Raw genomic sequence first — 19,676 nt, forward strand, 5'->3', positions numbered from 1 at the left:
CGATCATTTGGCGATCACCTTGGCGGTGTAGATCGGCGAGAAGAACTGGTTGAGGACCTGTATCAGCTTGGTGGACTGGTTGGCGCGCGCGTTGGCGACATAGATCACGTCTCGCGGGCGCATCTCGAAACCCTGCGCCAGGAAGTAGCTCTGCGGCTTCAGCAGATCCAGGCGATAGGCCACGGGCCTGGCGCCCGCGAGCGGCGCGCCGTCGGCCGCGCCGGGCTCGTAGCGGAACACGAAGACGGCGGACGGATCGGCCTGCTGGTCGCTGGGTCCTCCGGCCCTGGCGATCGCCTCGGCCAACGAGACCCTGGGCGTCTGGAACGGTGTCTCCGACACCTTGCCCGTGGCTCCGAAGATCGTGAAGGTGCGCGGCTGATAGGCCACCACGATACGGTCGCGCGGACGTAAGGGCACATCCTCGGCCGAGCCCGCAACGATGGTCGCCAGCGGCGCCGAGACGGTTCGTCCGTCCCGACTGAGCTGCACGACGCTGTCCTGGACGGGGTTCACCGGTCCGCCGGCCAGGGCGACGACATCCAGCAGCCGTTCGCCCGTCAGGCTCAACGCAACACGGCCCGGCTTCTTGACCTCGCCCATGACCATCACGGTGTTGGCGACGTTGTCGCGGACGCTGACCACCACCTGGGGGTCCTGCGACTTGTTGCGCAAGGCCTGTGCGATCCGGCCGGCGAGCGCGTCCGGCGTCTGGCCGGCCGCCTGCACGCGACCGATCCACGGCAAGTTCACCGCGCCGTCCTGGCCGACCACGACGGGTGGAAGGATTTCAGCCGCGCCGGACGGTGGCGACAGGCCGCTTCCAGGGACGAAGGTCGAGCGTGCGGCGAAAAGGGCCGCGCCGATTTCATAGATGGCGATCTGGAGCACGTCGCCGGGTCCCAGCAGGTCGACCGGCGCGGCGCCTTCCGCATCCGGCACGCCAAGCCCGCCGGCAACCGGCTGCACGGCCAAGGACGTCACAAGGGCCTGATCGATGTCGAGGATTTCAAAGTCGCGCGTACGGCGCTGCTCGGCGTCGATGGCGGCGGCGGTCGGCCCGCTCGCCGGCAGGTTGGCGCAGGCGTTCAACGTCAGGAGCGCCGTGGCGGCGCCGATCATGGAGGCGGCGCGAAACCGCGGCCTGGCGATGAGGGTCACGCTATGTCTCCGAAATGCTCGCCCCGTGGCGAGATCAAGGGGGGCTCATCCAGCAGCCGGGCGTGGAGGGCCCATAGGCGGCGCCGATAGGCCGACATCGAAAAGGCCGTCGCCCGTTGCCCTCCGGCCTCGCGCAGACCGGTCCGCAAGGCGTCATCGCCATCCAGGCGGCGAAGCGCCCGGGTCATGCCCGGCACGTCGTATGGGTCGACCAGGCAGCCCGCGTCGCCGACCACTTCGGCTGGCGCGCCGGCCGCCGAGGTCATAACCGGCGCGCCCAAGGTCATGGCCTCCAGCACCGGCAGACCGAAGCCTTCGTAGAGGGACGGAAAGACGACGGCCCGCGCGCCACGCATCAGAGTGCGCAGATGGTCCGTCGGCAGATAATCGATCCTGCGGATCCGCCCAGCGCCGGGCAGCCGCATGCCATGTGCGCCTTCCAACAGCTTCAGCTCGTCGTCGGCCAGCCAGGCGCGCGGCCCCACCAGCACCAGCGGGGTTTCCAGCTCCGCCGCCAGATAGGCCTCGATGAGCCGGCCCACATTCTTCTTCGGCTCGATGGCGCCGACGAACAGGAAATAGCCTTCGGGCTTCAGGTCGAACAACGCCCGCAGTCGCGCCGTCAGGCTCCCCCCGTCGGCTTCCGCCCCTGGCGACAGGGCGGCCTGGTAGGTGTTGGTCACCCGGGCGGGATCGACGGGGAAGAAATCCAGTATATCCCGGCGCGACGCCTCGGAAACGGTGACGATGTGGTCGCCGCGAGCCAGACACTCTCGAAGCAGCCTGTCGTGATAGACCTTGTCGTCGAGTGTCGTGAACGGCAGCCGCAGCGGCACCAGGTCGTGCACGGTATAGAGGTTCAGCGCCCCCTCCAGCCGGAGCGGCAGCGGATAGGTCCAGTGCATGATCGCCGGCGGATCCGGCAGCCGCACGGTCAGGAACCGGCCGTAGCGCCGGAAATGTCGAGCCGCCAGGGGATAGAGACCGCCGAGGGTGAACAGTCGGTCGAAGACCGGCAACCTGGGAGCTCCCTCGCGCACGACGCGCCCTGAGATGGTCACCTCACGCGGCTCACGAACGCTCGGCGACAGGAATGCGCGCCGCATCGCCTGACCTAGCGTGGTGCGTCCTGCCGCCTCCGTGCGTCGCTGCGCGAGCCGATCGAAGAACAATGTCTCGCGCAGCGCCTCCGGCGCGGCCCTGGATACATCCAGGCCGTAGATCACGTCGATCGATCGGCCCAGCCCTCGCAGCGCCTCGCTCAGGGCATGCCCATAGGTGGCCACGCCCGTACCGTGCGGCAGGGCCAGGTTGAAGCCGTCGATCCCGACCCGATCACGCCGCACGATATCGCTCCGAATAGACAACATGCGAAACGCGCCAGGAACTCAAACGAAATTGAATATTATTCAATACATAATGGCACATCCGAGCCAAAATGCAGATTATGTATAAACAATGTTGATCGAAGAGACGCCATCGAGCAGAATGTAGATTGCACATGGAGATTGCGCCGCCATGATCATCTTCGATCACGTCAACAAGACCTATCGAGGACGCAACCTCACGCGCCACGTCCTGGAGGACGTGAGCTTCCAGATACGTCCCGGAGAGGCCCTGGGCATCTGCGGCGCGAACGGCGCAGGCAAGTCGACCTTGCTGAGGCTGATCGCCGGCGTCGAGCGCGCCTCCTCGGGCCGCGTCACCCGCAGCATGTCGGTGTCGTGGCCCATCGGATACAGCAGCTGCTTCCAGGGCAGCCTGACGGGCGCGGACAACGCGCGCTTCATCGCCCGCATCTACCGCCAGCCCATCGAACCGCTGCTGGCCTTCGTCGAGGATTTCGCTCAACTGGGGGCCTATCTCCATCAGCCGGTGAAGACCTACTCTGCCGGCATGGCCGCGCGCCTGGCGTTCGCGGTGTCCCTGGCGATCGACTTCGACTGCTACCTGATCGATGAGGTCACCGGGGCCGGCGATGAGCGCTTCCGCCAGCGCTGCCATGACGCCCTCTCGCATCGTCGCGCCACCGGCGCGCTGGTGATGGTGTCCCACCACCCCGACACCCTGAACACCTATTGCGACCGGGGCGCGGTGCTTCAGGACGGACAGCTGCGCTTCTACGACACGATCGGCGAAGCGATCGAGGCGCATAGCGCCGCCCAGCGCGCTGACGCCTGACCGCGGCGTCATCGACGCAGCACCAGCATCTGATCCCTGGCCGCCGGCGCAGCCAGCACCTCGGCCCGACTGACGGCCCGCAGGCCGTGGCGCGGGTCGGCCAACTCCAGGGAAAAGCCCTCTTGCGTCAACTCACCCAGGAAGGCGTCTGGATCCGGATAGCGGGCCGCGGCGAACTCCAACAGCACACACAGCGGCCGCCCCTGCCCGATCAGGCCCCTCATGCCCCGCCAGATCGCCTGCTCGGAAGCTTCGGCGTCGATCTTGACGACGTCGACCCGAGGAATCTCGGCAAAGCCGTCAAGGCGTCGCGTATGAAGGACGGCAGAGCCGGCGCGCGATAGAGAGGCCTCGGCCGGCTGGATATGCCCGCCGCCCGGACGCCCCGGCGGAACCACCAGGCGCACGGCGACGCCATCGCGATCGGAGAGCGGCCACGGATGAGCCTGGATCATGGCGTCGAAGCCGTTGATCGCGGCCGATCGCGTCAGACGCCCGCGCAAGGCGGCGTTGGGCTCGAAGGCGTGGACCTGGCCGCCCGGCCCCGCCAGGTCCGCCATCAGCAGGCTGTAGTAGCCCAGGTGGGCGCCTACATCGACACAGACCATGCCGGGCCTAACCAGCCCCAGCAGCGCCCGCGTAACCCAAAGCTCCCAGAAGCCGTCGAGCAGGAGATGCGCCGAGACATCGTCGTCGCGCGTATCCACCAGCATCTTGTAGCGGCCCAGCACGCGACAAAGCGCCGACCCGTCGCCCAGATAGGCGCTGGCGCACAACCCTCGGACAGCCGCCTCTACCTTGGCTGCGGGTGCGGTTTCCAGGCGACGCAAAGCCAAGCGCGACGCCCCGCCGTGATCCAGGCGCGCGCGAATTTGATCGATGACACGCACCACGTCGAAACCGTCCACCCCGAGGCCGCGAGCGCTTCGCAGCCCGGGCGACAAGGCCCCGTATGAAGACGGTACGCACCTGTGGATTTCCACAGGATCGGACGACATCGCATCGAAGAAGGCCCGCCTGGACCAACGCGCCCCTGGCTGCGGAACAGGCAAGGCGGCGCGTCACCCGATACAGCGCCCCGGGCCGCGATCCCCAACGCCCGCCCTCGAAAGGCCCGTCCGGTCGGGAGCCGCTAGCACTGCGTCGCGCCAGGAGGCAGCAAGGCTTTACCGGCTTCAGGGCCTGACCGGCCTAGGACTGGCCGCTCCGGCCGATGATCGACGGCTCCAGTCGCTCGACGTAGCGGCGCGGCGAGAGGCCGAAGGCGCCACGGAACAGCGTCGTGAAGGCGCTGAGCGACGAGAACCCCAGCGTCTGGGCGACCTGGGTGGCCGACTGCCCTGCGCCCAGCAACGCCGCCGCCTGGGTCATCCGCAGTTGCTGGCGCCAGGCCACGAAGCTCATGCCGGTCTCTTCTCGGAAGTTGCGGGTGAAGGTGCGCCTGCTCATGCCCGCCTCGTTGGCCCAGGCGTCGATGTCGCGGCCGTCGGCCGGATCGCGTCTCAGGGCCGCGCAGACCCGCTGCAGCCGGCCGTCGGTCGGCAGGCGCGGCCCAGCCTCGGTGGAGGGCGGCGCGCGCGTGATCTCACCCAGGATCAGGCGGACGATGTCGCCCTCGCGACCGGCCTCGTCATAGAGGGCCTCGAAGGTCAAGAACTCCTCGACCAGCGCATGAAGGAAGGGCGCGATGTCGATCACCCGCAGCCCGTCAGGCTGGGGCGCAACGTGGGTGGTCACGTAGAGCACGTTGTAGGCGGCCGGGCCGCGGCAGCTGACCTCGTGGCGCACGCCCGCGGGGATCCACACGCCCCGCCCCGGCGGCAGAATGATCGCCTCGCCGCCCGCCCGCACCGCCGCCACGCCCTCCAGGCGGTAGGAGAACTGGGCCCGGTCGTGAACGTGCGGCGGGTCGTAGTAGCCGGTGGGCTGGCGGCCATGGAAACCCACCACCGGACGCAGCGGCGGATGGTCGGTGCTGCTCTTGTCGACGGGCGGCTCGGGGAGGTCTGCGGGCACGGATAGCTCTGGGGATTCTTCGGCGAGGCCGGATTTTCGGCCGCGGACTTGGGCCTGCGGCAGTCGGGAACGGGTCGATATATTGCACGATCGGGCCAAAGCTTGGCCCGTTCATTGCGACTGCCTCTCAATACCGATAGGCGCCTCCGAAAGCAAAATCATGGCTTTCGGGATCTACAGCGTGAACGCGACGGGCGTCAGGCAGACGCAAAAAGGCAATTGGCAGGGCGTCCGCGACGTGATCGCCCGCATTCTCCTGGCGGCCGTTGGCGGCTACGCCGTCATGGCCGCCTGCACCGTGCTGCTGGCGCGAGTGCTGCCCGGACAGGCCCTCGACCGCACGCTGTGGGCCACCATCCTGTCGTTCGCGATCTATGCAGGCCTGGTGGTCTGGACCTTCGCCGCACGCAGCGCCCTGCGCGCCGGAGCCGTTCTGCTGGCGATCGGCGCCGTCGCCGGCCTTTGCGCCTGGTGGGCGGCATGAGCGGCAAGATCCCCAAGGCTCTGGGCTTTCGCCAGTCGCAGGCCGGCCTGCACACCTGGACCGGCCTGCTGGTCGGCTGGATTCTCTACCTGATCTTCCTCAACGGCGCGGTCAGCTACTGGCGCGAGGAGATCACCCGCTGGGCCCAGCCCGAGATCGGGGTGACCCGCGACGTCGAGACCGTGGCGCGTGGGGCGATCGCTCATCTCCAGGCCGTGGCTCCGAAGGCGACCACCTGGTCGATCAGCCTGCCCGACGAGCGCGCCGGCGGCGCGACCGCCACCTTCCGCGAAAAAGGCCGGCCGGCGCCGCGCCGGGGCGTGGACCCCAATGCCGTGACCATCGGCCCGGACGGCCAGGTCGTGACGCCGCGCGACACCGAAGGCGGCGACGCCTTCTATCGGCTGCACTTCGACCTGCGCTACGTGCCGGTGATCTGGGGCCGCTGGATCGTGGGCTTCTGCACCATGTTCATGCTGGTGGCGATCGTCAGCGGCGTGATCACCCACAAGAAGATCTTCGCCGACTTCTTCACCTTCCGGCCCGGCAAGGGCCAGCGCAGCTGGCTGGACGGCCACAACGCCCTCGCGGTGCTGGCTTTGCCGTTCCACGCCATGATCACCTACACCGGCCTGATCACCCTGATGGTGCTGTACGTGCCCTGGGGCGTGGCGGCCAACTATCCCAGCAAAACCGCCTACTACGCGCAGAGCATCACCCGGACCAAGCCGGTGAAGCCGTCCGGCGAGGCCGCGCCGCTGGCCGACATCGGGGCGGTGCTGAAGTCGGCGGAGCGGGCCTGGGACGGCGGCCACGCAGGTCTGATTCGCATCGACGCGCCCAACGACAAGGCCGCGCGCATCATCGTCACCCGCCGGGCCAGCGACACCCTGGTGGACGGCCGCTGGGAGATCGTCTTTGACGGCGTCACCGGCCAGATCCGCTCGCAGGTCGCGCCGACCTCCAGCGGCATGATCGCCAGGGGCGGCATGGTCGGGCTGCACGCCGGCCGCTTCGCGCCGATGACCATGCGCTGGCTGTTCTTCCTGTCGGGCTTGGCCGGCACGGCGATGGTGGCCACGGGCCTGGTACTGTGGATCGCCAAGCGCCGCCAGAAGCTGGCGGATCCCGCGCGCCCGCACTTCGGCTTCCGCCTGGTCGAGCGACTGAACATCGGTACGATCGCGGGCCTTCCCGCGGCCATGGCCGTCTTCCTGTGGGCCAACCGGTTGTTGCCCTTGAACCTGGCCGGCCGCGGCGACTGGGAAGTCCACGCCATGTTCATCGCCTGGGGCGTGCTCTTGCTGCACGGCTTCGTGCGACCGCCGCGTCGCGGCTGGATCGAGCAGCTGTCGCTGACCGCCGGGCTGCTGCTGGCCCTGCCCGTCTTCAACATCGCCGCCGCCCAGCATGGGCTCGTCGCGAGCCTGCGGTCCGGCGACACCGCGATGGCGGTGATGGATCTTACGCTGCTGGCTCTGGGAGCGGCCTTCGCCGCCATGGCGGTCGGCGTCGCCCACCACAAACCCGCCCAGCCCAAAGCGAGAAGGGCCAAGACCGCGCCTGTGACGCCAAAGGCTCCGGCAACGCCCGCCCGCAAGGCCGAGGAGGTCGAGGCATGACCCTGGCGGCCCTTCTGCTCTGTCTCGCCGGCTTTTTCGCCCTCTCGCTGGCCATGCCGCGCCATCACGCGGCCCTGATCGGCGGCCCGCCGCCGCCCCGGCGACGCCTCCTCCTCAAGCTCGCTGGTTGGCTGTGCCTGGCGCTGGGCCTCGTCGCCTCGCTGCTGGCCTGGGGCCTAGCCTGGGGCGTCGTAGGCTGGCTTGGCCTGCTGACCGCCGCCGCAGCGCCGGTGCTGCTGGCCCAGACCTGGTGGCCGCGCGCCAGGCCCTGACGTCGGCTCCCAGCCGGCTTTTCACCGCATCGTTCGAAGACCCAAAGGAAGACCCCCGTGTCCGCTAACAACCGCCCTGCCCGTCGCGCGCCCCTGCTCGCCGGCGCCGCCGTCCTCGCCCTGGCCTCCGTCGCCCACGCGGAAGACATCGCCGTCCAGGAGGACAACACCGTCGACGCCGTGCTGGTGACCGGCCGCACCGAGGGCTACCAGGTCAAGGGCACCAACACCGCCACCAAACTGCCGCTGAGCCTGCGCGAGACCCCGCAGTCGCTGACCGTCTTCACCCGCCAGCGGATCGAGGACTTCAACCTGATCACCGTAGCCGAGGTCTTCGCCCAGACCCCGGGCGTCAACGTCCAGCAGTACGATTCCAACCGCGTGCTGTTCAACGCGCGCGGCTTTGCGATCACCAATTTCCAGTTCGACGGCGTGCCGACCCAGTACACCACCGGCGCCGGCGGCAACTCGGTGCTGAGCGACACCTCGATCTACGAGCGCATCGAGGTGGTGCGTGGGGCCACGGGCCTGGTCACCGGCGCGGGCGATCCGTCGGCGACGATCAACATGGTGCGCAAGCGCCCGACCGATGACTTCCGCGCCTCGACCAGCCTGTCGGCCGGCTCGTGGGACTACCGCCGCGGCGAGCTCGACGTGTCGGGCCCGCTGCTGAAGAGCGGCAAGGTGCGCGGCCGGCTGGTCGGCGCCTATACCGACCGCGAGTCCTACGTGCGCTTCCAGCACGACACCTCGCCCAGCCTGTATGGCGTGGTCGAGGCCGACCTGACCGACAACACCCGTCTGCGGGTGGGCGCCGACTACCTGCGCACCGACTCCAAGGGCGGCGCCTGGAGCGCCGCGCCGCTGTTCTTCCGCGACGGCACGCGGGCCGAGTTCCCGCGCTCGTACAGCGCCGGCGCCAAGTGGAACCGCTGGGAGCGCGACAGCCGCAACCTGTTCGCCGTGCTCGAGCACGAGTTCGGCGCAGGCTGGGTCGGACGCCTGGCCTACAACAACCGCTCGACCGACACCGAAAGCCTGCTGCTGGCCGGCTCCAACAGCACCGGCTTCGCCGACCGCACGACGGGCCTGGGCCTGACCATCTCCGACACCTACTCGGTCAGTGAGACCCGCGAGGAGTCGGTCGACGCCTACGCCTCGGGTCCGTTCGAGCTGTTCGGCCGCAAGCATGAGCTCGTTCTGGGCGGCAACTTCTTCGAGCGGGACCTGGCCACCATCAACGCCGGCATCACCAGCCGCCCCTACAGCCTGACGGCCTTCCCCAGCATCTATAGCTGGGATGGCGAGATCGGCCGCCCGGTCACCTACACCACCGGCAAGCCGCGCAGCATCGTCTCGACCAGCGAGGCGGGCCTCTACGCCGCCGTGCGCCTGAACCCGACCGACCGCCTGAAGGTGATCGCCGGCGCCCGCGTCAGCGATTGGAGCACGCGCACGCAGAACTACAGCACCACGACCGGCGCTCGCACGACGACCACCGGCCGCTATTCGCAGGACCGCGTGTCGCCCTATGTCGGCGTGCTCTACGACCTGTCCAGCAACCTGACGGCCTTCTTCAGCTACGCCGACGTGTTCCAGCCGCAGAACGTGTTCGACGCCAACTTCAAGCAGCTGGATCCCAAGGTCGGCGGCAACTACGAGGCCGGCGTGAAGGCCGAGTTCTTCGACAAGCGCCTCTACGCCTCGGTGAACGGCTTCTACATGCAGCAGGACAACGTGGCCGAGCTGGACCCGACCGTGCCGGCCAACTCGCTGCCGGACGGCTCGTCGGCCTATCGCGCGGTGAACGGGGTCGAGACCCGCGGCGGCGAGATCGAGGTCTCCGGCTCGATCACTCCGAACTGGAGCGTCACCGGCGGCTACACCTACACCCACAACGAGAACGCCGCGGGCGTGCGGGTCTTCACCGTCAATCCGCTGCACATGGTCAAGCTGAACTCGACCTACAGGCTGGGCAAGTGGACGGTCGGCGGCGGCGTCAGCTGGCAGACGCAGGTCTATCAGAACATGAACGCCCCAACCGGCGCCTTTACCTCAACCGGCGCCCCGGTCCTGGCCGCGACGCGGGTGACCCAGGACGGCTACGTCCTGGCCGACGCCTTGGTGCGCTACGCCTTCACCCCGAAGGTCAGCGTCGGCGTCAACATCACCAACCTGTTCGACGAGAAGTACTATCGCAACGTCGGCTACTTCAACGGCGGCTACTGGGGCGAACCGCGCCGGGTGCTGTTCAACGTACGCGCCCGCTACTGATCGGGACCACGCCGATCAAGGGTGTCGAGACCTCGTGACGCCCCGCCTCCTCCAGGCCTCAAGAAAAAGGCGAGCGCTATTGCGCTCGCCTCCTCGGGGCGAGGCGCGTTCGGCTCCAGCGCCGCCGGCCTGACGAACATCCGCCCTCAGCGCGCTTCGACCTCCGGAAAGTCGGTGCTGATCGTCAGAGCCTCCCAAATATCGATCTCCGCCTCGACCGCCGCGAGCTTGGCGCGAACTCGCCGCAGGGCGTCTGAGCCGAGCAGCAGGTTCAGTGGCGGATCGGGTGCATCGACGATCCTCAGCAAGGCCCGGGCCGCACGATCCGGATCGCCCTGCTGCTGGCCCGCCATCGATGCGAAGGCATGGCTGGCCTTGCCGACCGTGCCGCCATAGCCCTCGGCGCGCGTCTCGCTCAGGCGGATCGAGTGGGCCGACAGGAAATCCGTTCGGAAGGCGCCGGGCGCGACGGCTGTCACCTTTACGCCCAGCGGCGCAACTTCCTGATGCAGCGAGGCTGTCAGGCCCTCAAGCGCATATTTGGCCGCCGCGTATAGCGCCGAAGCGGCGCCTGGCGCGCGGCCGGCGATCGAGGTGATGTTCAGAATCCGCGCCTCGCCTTGCGCCCGCAGCCTGGGCAGAGCCGCCCGGATGACCTTGAACGGGCCGAAGACATCGGTGGCGAACAGGCGCTCGGCCTCTGCGTCCGTGGCGTCCTCAAGCGCGCCCAGCAGGCCGTATCCGGCATTGTTGACCACCACATCCAGCCGTCCGCCCGCCAGGCGAAAAGCCTCGTCCACGACGGCGGTGATCGCCGCGCCGTCGGTGACGTCGAGCGTCAGGACGTGCAACCTTCCCGCCTCGCCCCTGACCGGAGGCGCGCCCGAACGGACTGTACCGACCACGGTATCGCCTCGCGCCAGCGCAGCCTTGGCCAGCGCCAGCCCCAGGCCCCGCGAAATCCCAGTGATGAACCAATGTTTCGTCATCGCACGCTCCTTGTGAGGTGCGCCTTGTGCGCCCGTCGCGCCGACTACAAAATACGCAGCAAACTGCGAGACTTTGTAAGACGCACTAAATAATGGCCCTAACTGACCCCATGCTCAGCGGCGGCGACTTCGCCCACCTGCGCGCCTTCGTCGCCGTAGGCCAGGCCCTGAGCTTCACCCGCGCCGCCGAGGCCCTGGGCGTGACGCCTTCGGCGCTAAGCCAAGTCGTGCGGACCTTCGAGGATCGGATCGGCGTTCGGCTGCTGAACCGCACCACCCGCAGCGTCTCTCTGACCGAGGCCGGCGAAAACCTGCTGCGCCGCGTCGCGCCGGCCGTGGCCGAACTCAGCCAGGCCGTCGGTCAGGCTCGCCTCTACCAGGAGCGTCCGTCCGGCGCCGTTCGGGTCCACACCTTTCGTTCGGCCGCCGAGCTATACATCCAGCCGATCCTGCCAGCCTTCCGACGCGCCTATCCCAGCGTGGTGCTGGACGTCACCGTCGACGACGAAGTGGTCGACACCGTCGCGGCCGGCTACGACGCGGCCATCCGCCTCGGCGAGGTGATCGAGCGCGACATGGTCGCCGTGCCGCTGGAGCCGCCGGTGCGGCAAATCCCGGTCGCCGCCCCCAGCTACATCGCCGAGCGCGGCACGCCCGCCCATCCGCGCGACCTCCTGGGCCATGACTGCATCCGCTGGCGCTGGCCGGGCCGCGCTCAGCCCTATCGCTGGGAGTTCTACGAGGACGGCGCCTGGTTCGAGGTCGAGGTCGCCGGCCCGCTGATCGTGAACAGCAAGGACATGGCGCTGCAGGCGGCCATCGACGGTGTCGGCATCGCCTTCTCCGTCGAACGCACTGCCCGACAGGCCATCGCCGACGGCCGGCTCGTCGCGATGTTGGAGGCGTGGTGCGAACCCTTCCAAGGCCATCACCTGTGCTTCCCGCAGCAACGCCAGATGAACCCAGCCCTGCGCGCCTTCATCGACACGGTGCGCGAAGGCGCTTCGACCGCCTGCTGATCTGCGCCAGGAGCCGACCTTGGGCCATCTCAGCAAGCGCGCCACTCAGCACTGCGTCGAAGTTGCGCTAGCTTGACCTCTCCACCCGTTCATCGATCCACTTGAGGATCATGTCTGCGATCTGCAGGCTGTTCCTGTCCTGCATCAGCATGTGACTGTTCCCGCGGATGCCGCGTTCGGCGGTGCTGACGAGATCGACCTTGCCTCCAGCGGCCGCGATGCGAGCCGCATAGGTCCGGCAGCCGTCGAGCCGATTTTGCCACGTCATCGCGCCCAGCCCCGTGGGAGCCCCGAGGTTGTCGCCGAACACCATCAGCGTAGGGATCTTCGCCAGCTTGGCGATCTGGTCGTCGGTGTAGCTGGCCCGGCAGGCGCCCGGTTCGAGGGCGACGATGGCGGCGACGCCTTTGGGATTGATCAGCGCCGCATCCATGGGAAACGGGCCAGATTGGGAGTGGCTGATCAGGACCGCGCCCTCGAGCTCGCCGGCCAGGTCGGACAGCGCCTTGAGGGTCGGGTTGGGCTGCGGCACCTGCGAGGTCAGATCCGGAATGGCCTGCTTGGAGAGTTCACCGACGGCTTCCACCGGGAACTGCTCTCCCGGAAAAGCTTCGCCGAAACTCGGCCCGAAGCGGAAGTTGGTCCAGACCCCGACCCGATCGCCGAAGCGAAAAGCCCCCTGCCCGATCGCCGCCGGCGCGCCGGGCGCGGTCAGCGTGACCGACCCGGTCGGGGCGGTGCTGGCGCCCGACAGCCTGTTGTTGATGGCCGCCTGGTTGAAGCCCGAGCGCGCCCGGCCGACCTGGTCGACGACATAGGTGGGGTGGGATTTGCGGACGAAGTACTCAAACCACCCCATGCGCCCATCGGGCGTAGTGTCGTAGCTCTTTCCACTCAGGCCCGCGCCGTGGATCATCACCACCGGGATCTTGGCCTTACCGACGGGGACCATGTATTCGACATACATCTGGTCGACGGTGACGCTGTCGTCCGGACCCAGCAGGATCTCTCCGGCCTTTTGCTCGACAGACCGGCCGCCTACGTAGAAGCTCCCGCGATCCTTCAGGACGAGCGGTGTCGCCGGCGCCTGGATGGATTTCAGCGTCTGCGCCGATACTGTTCCCGCAGGGACAATGCCGCTCAGGACGACGCCGAGCGCCACCGCGCTGGCGCGCGACGACAGGTTTGCAGCCAGACGCATGACGAAACTCCCTTTGTAATTTGGGAGAGGTTATCGCGGCGTCATATTCGCGATTAGCCTGCGGAAAGGATTTGCTCCTTTTAGAGCTGCTTACAAATGACCCGAGCTACCGGTCCCTGAACCGCAGGGCGTCCAGGAGCAGCGAAAAAGCCGGCGAGGCGTGACGGCGGCTGGGATAGTAGAGGTGATAGCCAGAGAACGGCAGGCACCAATCCTCCAGCACCCTGACGAGATCCCCCGACGCAATGCAGGGCGCAGCAACGTCCTCGGGCATGTAGGCCAAGCCCAGCCCTTGCAGGGCGGAGTCCAGGCGCTGGCGGATGGTGTTGAACGTCAGCTGCCCGTCGACCCGCACCTTGACCTCGCGGCCGTCCTTCTCGAACTCCCACGGAAACAGGCCGCCATAGGTGGGCAGGCGCATGTTGATGCAATTGTGGTCGGTCAGGTCCTGCGGGGTCAGCGGCCTCGGGCGCTTGGCGAAGTAGGTCGGCGAGCCCACCACGGCCATCCGCATTTCGGGACCGATGCGCAGGGCGATCATGTCCTTGGCGACCTGCTCGCCCAGGCGCACGCCCGCATCGAACCCCTCCGACACGATGTCGACCAGACCGTAGTCGACAACGATCTCGACGCGGATATCAGGATAGTTCGGCAGGAGCCTGGCCAGACCGGGCTGAAGGACCGAGCGCGCGGCATGCTCGCCGGCCGTGATGCGGATCGTTCCGGCGGGCCGCTCCCGCATGTCGGCGAGCGCGGCCAGCGCCTGCTCAATCTCCTCGAGGCGCGGGGCCACGGTCTGCAACAGCCGATCGCCCGCCTCCGTCGGGGCGACACTCCGGGTCGTTCGCGTAAGCAGGCGGACACCTAGCCGTCCCTCCAGGCCCTTGATGGTCTGGCTGAGCGCCGAAGCCGAGACCCCGAGCTTGGCGCCGGCGCGCGTGAAGCTGCGCTCCTTGGCCACGGCGGCGAAGGCGGCCAGTTCATCAAAACCCTGAGCCATTCTTTAGCCCCACTAAAAGCGACATGGCGATTATGAGCTCTAATCGCTGGAACGGACCAGGCCTATCTTCGCTGCCATGCGAAGGCGCTGGGGGCTCCGCGTTCGCTGAAGAACACGGAGCACCACATGGAAAAGCGTATCCTCGGACGCGGCGGCCTGGAGGTCTCGGCCCTGGGCCTGGGCTGCATGGGACTGAGCCACGGCTATGGCCGCGTCGTCGACAAGCAGGACGGGATTGCTCTGATCCGCGCGGCCGTCGAGCAAGGCGTGACCTTCTTCGACACCGCCCAGATCTACGGCGAAGCCAACGAGGCCATGGTCGGCGAGGCGCTGGAGCCGTTTCGCGACCAGGTGGTGATCGCCACCAAGTTCGGCTTCGAGCCAGGCCAGTCGTTCGGTGAGCAGAAGCTCTCCAGCCGCCCCGACACCATCCGCCAGGTCACCGAAGGCTCGCTCAAGCGTCTGCGGGTCGAGGCGATCGATCTCTACTACCAGCACCGGGTTGATCCCGACGTGCCGATCGAAGAGGTGGCCGGTACGGTCCGGGACCTGATCGCCGAGGGCAAGGTCAAGCACTTCGGTCTCTCCGAAGCAGGTGTGGAAACCATCCGCCGGGCTAACGCCGTGCAGCCAGTTGCGGCCCTGCAGAGCGAATACTCCCTGTGGTGGCGCGAACCCGAGCAGGCGGTGATCCCGACGCTGGAGGAACTGGGCATCGGATTCGTGCCGTTCAGCCCCCTCGGCAAGGGGTTCCTGACCGGCGCCATCGCCGCCGACGCGACGTTTGACAAGAACGACTTCCGCAGCATCGTGCCGCGCTTCGGCGCGCAGGCGCTCGACGCCAATCAGGCCCTGGTCTCCGTCTTGAAGGACCTGGCCGCCCAGAGGGGCGCCACGCCGGCCCAGATCGCGCTCGCCTGGCTGTTGGCTCAGAAGCCCTGGATCGTCCCGATCCCCGGCACCGCCAAGCTGCATCGCCTGAGCGAAAATCTGGCCGTCGCCGATCTCGATCTCAGCGAGACCGACTTGGCGACGATCGAGGCCGCCGTCTCGGAGATCGCCGTCGAGGGCGACCGCTATCCGGCTCACCTGCAGGCGCGCGTGGGACGCTGAAGGTGGACAGGATCAAAGCCATGTCGCGCCGCGCCGCCCTCAGCGTCCCCGCCGCCCTGGCGCTGGCCGCCGGCGCCAGCGCCTGCTCCGCCCACGATCGGCCGGCTCCGGCCGGCGCCTCTAGCACGCTGGTCGCCTATTTCACCCGCTCGGGAAACACCCGCGTCATAGCCGTCCAGTTGCACCGGGAACTGAAGGCGGACCTCTTCGAGATCCAGGCCGCCACGCCCTATCCCGAAGACTACGAGCAGACGGTCGAGCAAGCGCGCCAGGAACGCGACGCCGGCGTGCGTCCGCTGCTGAAAGCGACCGTGCCGAACCTGTCGGGCTACGACACCGTCTTCCTGTGCTTTCCCATCTGGGGCGAGACCGCGCCGCCGATCATCCGCAGCTTTCTGGCCGCACACGACCTGTCAGGCAAGACGATCCGACCAGTGATCACCCATGGCGGCTACGGGCTGGGCGACAGCCTGGCGGTCCTCAGGCGTCACGCCCCCAGCGCGCGACTGGAGCCGGCCTTCTCGATGGAAGCCGACCAGGAGCGGCGCACCATGACCCAAGTCCGTGAGTGGTTGGGCGCGATCGCCCGCGCCTGACCCGCAATTTCAAGAGAAAAGAGCATGCAAAAGCGCAAACTCGGCCAGGCCGGCCTGGAAGTCTCCGCCCTCGGCTACGGCTGCATGGGCCTCAGCTCCGCCTACGGTCCGCCGACGCCCCATGAAGAGGCGCTGGGCGTCATCCGCGCGGCCTTCGACGGCGGCGCCACGATGTTCGACACGGCCGAGGCCTACGGGCCGTTCGCCAACGAGAGTCTGTTGGGCGAGGCCGTCGCGCCGTTCCGAGACCAGGTGGTGATCGCGACCAAGTTCGGCTTCGACATCGATCTTGCGACCGGCGCCCGCACCGGCGGTCTGAACAGCCGGCCCGAGCATATCAGGGCCGTGGCCGAAGCGCAGCTCAAGCGCCTGCGCACCGACCACATCGACCTGCTCTACCAGCACCGGGTCGATCCGGCCGTGCCGATGGAGGATGTCGCCGGCGCCGTGAAGGACCTGATCGACGCCGGCAAGGTGGGCCACTTCGGCCTCTCCGAGCCCAGCGTGGAGTCGCTGCGGCGGGCCGATGCCGTCCAGCCCCTCGCGGCGCTGCAAAGCGAGTATTCGCTCTGGACCCGCGACGTCGAGCACAACGGCGTCCTCGCCGCCTGCGAGGAACTGGGCGTCGGCTTCGTGCCGTTCAGCCCGCTGGGCGCGGGCTTCCTCACCGGCAAGATCGACGAGACCACCAAGCTCGATCCGACCGACTTCCGATCGATCTCGCCGCGCTTCGCCGCCGACGCCCGCGCCGCCAACATGGCCCTGGTCGATCTGCTCAAGGCTATCGCCGAACAGAAACAGGCCACCCCCGCCCAGATCGCCCTGGCCTGGCTGCTGGCCCAGAAGCCGTGGATCGTGCCGATCCCCGGCACCACCAAGCTGAACCGCCTGGCCGAGAACCTGGGCGCGGCGGGCGTCGAGCTGACGGCGCAGGACCTGGCCTCGATCGAAGAGGCGGCCGCGAAGATCCCGATCCAGGGCGCGCGCCTTCCCGAAGCCGTCCTGGCCCAGACCGGCCGCTGATCACCATCGCTCTGGAGAGACCCATGGACGACAAGACCCCGAAGACCGCCGGCGTCGGACGCCGTGATCTCCTGGCGCTGAGCCTGGCCCTGCCGGCGGCCGCGGTCGCCGGCGGCGCGCAGGCGCGGGCCCCAGCTCAGACCAGGACGCCCTCCGCCAGCGACCGCCGCAGGCTCGGCAAGCTGGAGGTGTCCAGCATCGGCATGGGCGTGCAGAACATGCATCGCGCCTATTCGACCACGGTCCCGTACCGGCCGGAGATGATCAACATCCTGCGGGCCGCCTACGATCATGGCGTCACCTTCTTCGACACCGCCGAGGCCTACGGCCCGTTCGAGAACGAGAAGATCCTGGGCGAGGCGATCCAGTCGTTCCGCGACAAGGTGACGATCACCAGCAAGTTCGGCTGGAACATCGATCCAGAGACCGGCCAGCGCAGGCCGGGCCTCAACAGCCGGCCCGAGCACGTCAAGGTGGCGGTCGAGGGGATGCTCAAACGCCTGCGCACCGACCGGATAGACCTCATCTACCAGCACCGCGTCGATCCTCAGGTCCCCATCGAGGACGTCGCCGGAGCGATCCAGGACTTGATGAAGCAGGGCAAGGTCCTGCATTGGGGCCTCAGCGAAATGGGCCCCCAGACCCTGCGCCGCGCCCACGCCGCCCTGCCCGTCACCGCCGTCCAGAACGAGTATTCGCTGCTCTGGCGCGGGCCGGAGAAATGGGTGCTGCCGACCTGCGAGGAGCTGGGCATCGGCTTCGTCTGCTGGAGCCCCCTGGGCGTGGGCTTCCTCAACGGGGCCATCGACGCCAATACCCGGTTCGCCGACGGCGACATCCGCAAGGTCGAGGGCCGGTTCGCCCCGGAGACCCTGCGCAACAACCTGGCTCTGGTCGACCTGCTGAAGGCCTGGGCGCAGCGCAAGTCGGCGACGCCCGGCCAGATCGCTCTGGCCTGGCTGCTGGCCCAGAAGCCGTGGATCGTGCCGATCCCGGGAACCACCCAGATGGCGCACATGGTCGACAATGCCGGCGCGGCCGCCATCCGCTTCACGCCCGCCGAACTGGCAGAACTGACCACCGCCGCTTCGGCGATCCAGATCCAGGGCCTGCGCCTTCCCGAAGGCGTGCTGGCCTTCTCCGAAGTCGAAGCCCCGGCGAAGACCTGACGCCCAGTCTTCCTGGAAAGGAGTTTCCCATGAAGAAGCCCGTCGTCGCCGCCATTGCGGCCCTGACCCTGGCGAGCCCAGTCGAGGCCCAGGAGCGCAAGTCCGTCGCGCCCAAGGCCATGCAGGCGGTCGCGCCCGGCCTTGCCGACTATACCGACGAGGTTCTGTTCGGCGACGTCTGGGTCGATCCGGCGCTGAGCCCGCGCGATCGCAGCCTGGTGACGGTGTCGGTGCTGATCGCCACCGGCAAGACCGCCCAGCTGACGGGGCACCTGGGTCGCGCGCTCGACAACGGCGTCAAGCCCGTCGAGATCGCCGGCGCCGTCACCCAACTGGCCTTCTACACCGGCTGGCCCAATGCGGTCTCGTCGCTGGAGGTGATCGACAAGGTGTTCACCGACCGGGACGTCGACATGGCGAGCCTGCGCGCGCCCGTGACGGCGAGCCTGCCCCTCCCCGCCTCGGACACCGCGCGCGCCAAGACGGTGACGGCGACCATCGGGCCGGCTGCGCCGAAGCTGGCGGCGCTGACCAACGAGGTGCTCTTCGCCGACCTTTGGCGGCGGACAGACCTTGCGCCGCGGGATCGCAGCCTGGTGACGATCGCGGCGCTGGCCGCCAACGGCGACGAAGCGGGTCTCACCTTCCACGTCGGCCTTGGCCTCCAGAACGGCCTGACGCGCGAAGCGGTCGGCGCGGCCCTGACGCATCTGGCGTTCTACGCCGGCTGGCCCAAGGCGACCGCCGCGGTCGCCGTTGCCGACAAGGTCTTCAAGGATATGGACGCCGCGCAGGCGGCCCCGTCGGTCGAGAGCCTCACGATCACCCCGCCCGGCTCGCTGCCTGTCCAAGGCCCAGCCAAGACCTTCACCGGCGCGGTCACCGTGACCTCCCCCTTCAAGGGAACCGGCCAGGCCCGCCTCGGCGGGGCCACCGTCACCTTCCAGCCGGGCGCGCGCTCCAACTGGCACAGCCACCCGCTCGGCCAGCTCCTGGTTGTCACGGCCGGCGAAGGCCTGGTCCAGGCCGAGGGCGGGCCGGTGCGCCGGATGAAGGTCGGCGACGTGGTCTGGACCGGACCTGGCGTCAAGCATTGGCACGGCGCCGCGCCAACCAGCGCAATGACCCATGTCGCCGTCGCCGAGGCCTTGGACGTCCAAAGCGTGACCTGGTTGAGCCCGGTGACGGACGCCGAATATCGCGCACCCTCCCGGTAAGCGCCCAGTTCCGACCGACCCACGCGGCGCCGACGCCGCCCACGGACCAAGACGGAATTTCCCATGGCCGAAGACGTCATCGGCATGGCCGACTTCATCGCGCGCTATCCCGGCGTCGACGCCTCGCGACTGGGTCTCTTCGGGATCTGTGGAGGCGGCGGCTATTCCCTGGCCGCGGCCAAGAGCGACAAGCGCTTCAAGTCGCTCGCCACGCTCAGCATGTTCAATTCGGGCCGGGTGCTCCGCACTCCATAGCCTCCCCGCCCGAAAGCCCCTTTTACAGCCTGGGCGGGCACGCGCAATTTACCGTCACCGACCGACAACGCCCCTGAAATCAAG

19 protein-coding genes are annotated in these 19,676 nt (G+C 68.3%); 12 read left to right on the forward strand and 7 right to left on the reverse strand.

The genetic code is table 11. From position 1 onward, the window contains the following. Nucleotides 1-3 precede the first annotated feature (3 nt). Both P7A99_RS00875 and P7A99_RS00880 read right to left on the reverse strand, forming a co-directional pair. Entirely contained in the window at nt 4-1,161 is a 1,158-nt protein-coding gene (locus P7A99_RS00875) for a polysaccharide biosynthesis/export family protein (protein ID WP_277792070.1), read from the reverse strand. Continuing rightward, a complete protein-coding gene (locus P7A99_RS00880) occupies nt 1,158-2,531 on the reverse strand; it encodes a glycosyltransferase family 4 protein (protein ID WP_277792071.1) in 1,374 nt (457 codons plus the stop codon). The genes P7A99_RS00875 and P7A99_RS00880 overlap by 4 nt, the downstream gene beginning before the upstream one ends. A 148-nt stretch (nt 2,532-2,679) precedes the next feature. Here P7A99_RS00880 and P7A99_RS00885 point away from each other — a divergent pair, with 148 nt between their 5' ends. Continuing rightward, nucleotides 2,680-3,342, forward strand: a complete 663-nt coding sequence (locus P7A99_RS00885; RefSeq protein WP_277792072.1) for an ABC transporter ATP-binding protein — start codon at nt 2,680-2,682, stop codon at nt 3,340-3,342. Between the two features lie 8 nt (nt 3,343-3,350). Here the strand turns inward: P7A99_RS00885 and P7A99_RS00890 are convergent, their stop codons facing one another. Next, nucleotides 3,351-4,250, reverse strand: coding sequence for an FkbM family methyltransferase (locus tag P7A99_RS00890; RefSeq protein WP_277792073.1), 900 nt, complete (start codon nt 4,248-4,250; stop codon nt 3,351-3,353). A gap of 283 nt (nt 4,251-4,533) precedes the next feature. Continuing rightward, entirely contained in the window at nt 4,534-5,358 is an 825-nt protein-coding gene (locus P7A99_RS00895; RefSeq protein WP_277792074.1) for a helix-turn-helix transcriptional regulator, read from the reverse strand. Nucleotides 5,359-5,518: 160 nt separating this feature from the next. On the opposite strand from P7A99_RS00895, the gene P7A99_RS00900 reads away from it, so the two are divergent. Genes P7A99_RS00900 through P7A99_RS00915 form a run of 4 tightly spaced genes read left to right on the forward strand, consistent with a single transcriptional unit; the run spans nt 5,519 to nt 10,010 of the window. Continuing rightward, nucleotides 5,519-5,842, forward strand: coding sequence for a hypothetical protein (locus P7A99_RS00900; protein WP_277792075.1), 324 nt, complete (start codon nt 5,519-5,521; stop codon nt 5,840-5,842). Continuing rightward, nucleotides 5,839-7,464, forward strand: a complete 1,626-nt coding sequence (locus P7A99_RS00905; protein WP_277792076.1) for a PepSY-associated TM helix domain-containing protein — start codon at nt 5,839-5,841, stop codon at nt 7,462-7,464. Before P7A99_RS00900 ends, P7A99_RS00905 begins: the two co-directional genes overlap by 4 nt. Beyond that, nucleotides 7,461-7,736, forward strand: a complete 276-nt coding sequence (locus tag P7A99_RS00910) for a DUF3325 domain-containing protein (RefSeq protein WP_277792077.1) — start codon at nt 7,461-7,463, stop codon at nt 7,734-7,736. The genes P7A99_RS00905 and P7A99_RS00910 overlap by 4 nt, the downstream gene beginning before the upstream one ends. 57 nt (nt 7,737-7,793) lie before the next feature. Beyond that, nucleotides 7,794-10,010: a TonB-dependent siderophore receptor gene (locus P7A99_RS00915; RefSeq protein WP_277792078.1), complete on the forward strand. Its 2,217-nt coding sequence runs from the start codon at nt 7,794-7,796 to the stop codon at nt 10,008-10,010. A 146-nt stretch (nt 10,011-10,156) separates the two neighbouring features. Here P7A99_RS00915 and P7A99_RS00920 read toward each other — a convergent pair whose 3' ends face one another. Then, nucleotides 10,157-10,999: an SDR family NAD(P)-dependent oxidoreductase gene (locus tag P7A99_RS00920; RefSeq protein ID WP_277792079.1), complete on the reverse strand. Its 843-nt coding sequence runs from the start codon at nt 10,997-10,999 to the stop codon at nt 10,157-10,159. 92 nt (nt 11,000-11,091) lie between these two features. On the opposite strand from P7A99_RS00920, the gene P7A99_RS00925 reads away from it, so the two are divergent. Next, nucleotides 11,092-12,018, forward strand: a complete 927-nt coding sequence (locus P7A99_RS00925) for a LysR family transcriptional regulator (protein ID WP_277792080.1) — start codon at nt 11,092-11,094, stop codon at nt 12,016-12,018. 67 nt (nt 12,019-12,085) lie between these two features. Here the strand turns inward: P7A99_RS00925 and P7A99_RS00930 are convergent, their stop codons facing one another. Together P7A99_RS00930 and P7A99_RS00935 are read right to left on the reverse strand one after the other, a co-directional pair. Then, a complete protein-coding gene (locus P7A99_RS00930) occupies nt 12,086-13,219 on the reverse strand; it encodes a hypothetical protein (protein WP_277792081.1) in 1,134 nt (377 codons plus the stop codon). Nucleotides 13,220-13,325: 106 nt separating this feature from the next. Further along, nucleotides 13,326-14,219 (reverse strand): LysR family transcriptional regulator, encoded by an 894-nt coding sequence (locus P7A99_RS00935; RefSeq protein WP_277792082.1) that lies wholly within the window; start codon nt 14,217-14,219, stop codon nt 13,326-13,328. A gap of 126 nt (nt 14,220-14,345) precedes the next feature. Here P7A99_RS00935 and P7A99_RS00940 point away from each other — a divergent pair, with 126 nt between their 5' ends. The 6 genes from P7A99_RS00940 (at nt 14,346) to P7A99_RS00965 (ending at nt 19,592) form a co-directional block, all read left to right on the forward strand. Beyond that, complete coding sequence (locus P7A99_RS00940; RefSeq protein ID WP_277792083.1) at nt 14,346-15,332, forward strand: aldo/keto reductase; 987 nt, start codon at nt 14,346-14,348, stop codon at nt 15,330-15,332. A 20-nt stretch (nt 15,333-15,352) separates the two neighbouring features. Continuing rightward, a complete protein-coding gene (locus tag P7A99_RS00945) occupies nt 15,353-15,928 on the forward strand; it encodes a flavodoxin (protein WP_277792084.1) in 576 nt (191 codons plus the stop codon). 24 nt (nt 15,929-15,952) lie between these two features. Continuing rightward, nucleotides 15,953-16,951 (forward strand): aldo/keto reductase, encoded by a 999-nt coding sequence (locus P7A99_RS00950; protein ID WP_277792085.1) that lies wholly within the window; start codon nt 15,953-15,955, stop codon nt 16,949-16,951. A 23-nt stretch (nt 16,952-16,974) separates the two neighbouring features. After that, nucleotides 16,975-18,120 carry an aldo/keto reductase gene (locus P7A99_RS00955; RefSeq protein ID WP_277792086.1) on the forward strand — a complete coding sequence of 382 codons (1,146 nt, stop codon included), beginning with the start codon at nt 16,975-16,977 and terminating at the stop codon, nt 18,118-18,120. 29 nt (nt 18,121-18,149) lie between these two features. Continuing rightward, on the forward strand, nt 18,150-19,337 hold the full coding sequence (locus P7A99_RS00960; protein ID WP_277792087.1) for a (R)-mandelonitrile lyase: 1,188 nt from the start codon (nt 18,150-18,152) through the stop codon (nt 19,335-19,337). 63 nt (nt 19,338-19,400) lie between these two features. Beyond that, nucleotides 19,401-19,592 carry a hypothetical protein gene (locus tag P7A99_RS00965; protein WP_277792088.1) on the forward strand — a complete coding sequence of 64 codons (192 nt, stop codon included), beginning with the start codon at nt 19,401-19,403 and terminating at the stop codon, nt 19,590-19,592. Nucleotides 19,593-19,676: the final 84 nt, after the last annotated feature.

The sequence above is a fragment of the Caulobacter endophyticus genome, from assembly GCF_029543245.1.
Classification (GTDB): domain Bacteria; phylum Pseudomonadota; class Alphaproteobacteria; order Caulobacterales; family Caulobacteraceae; genus Caulobacter; species Caulobacter endophyticus_A.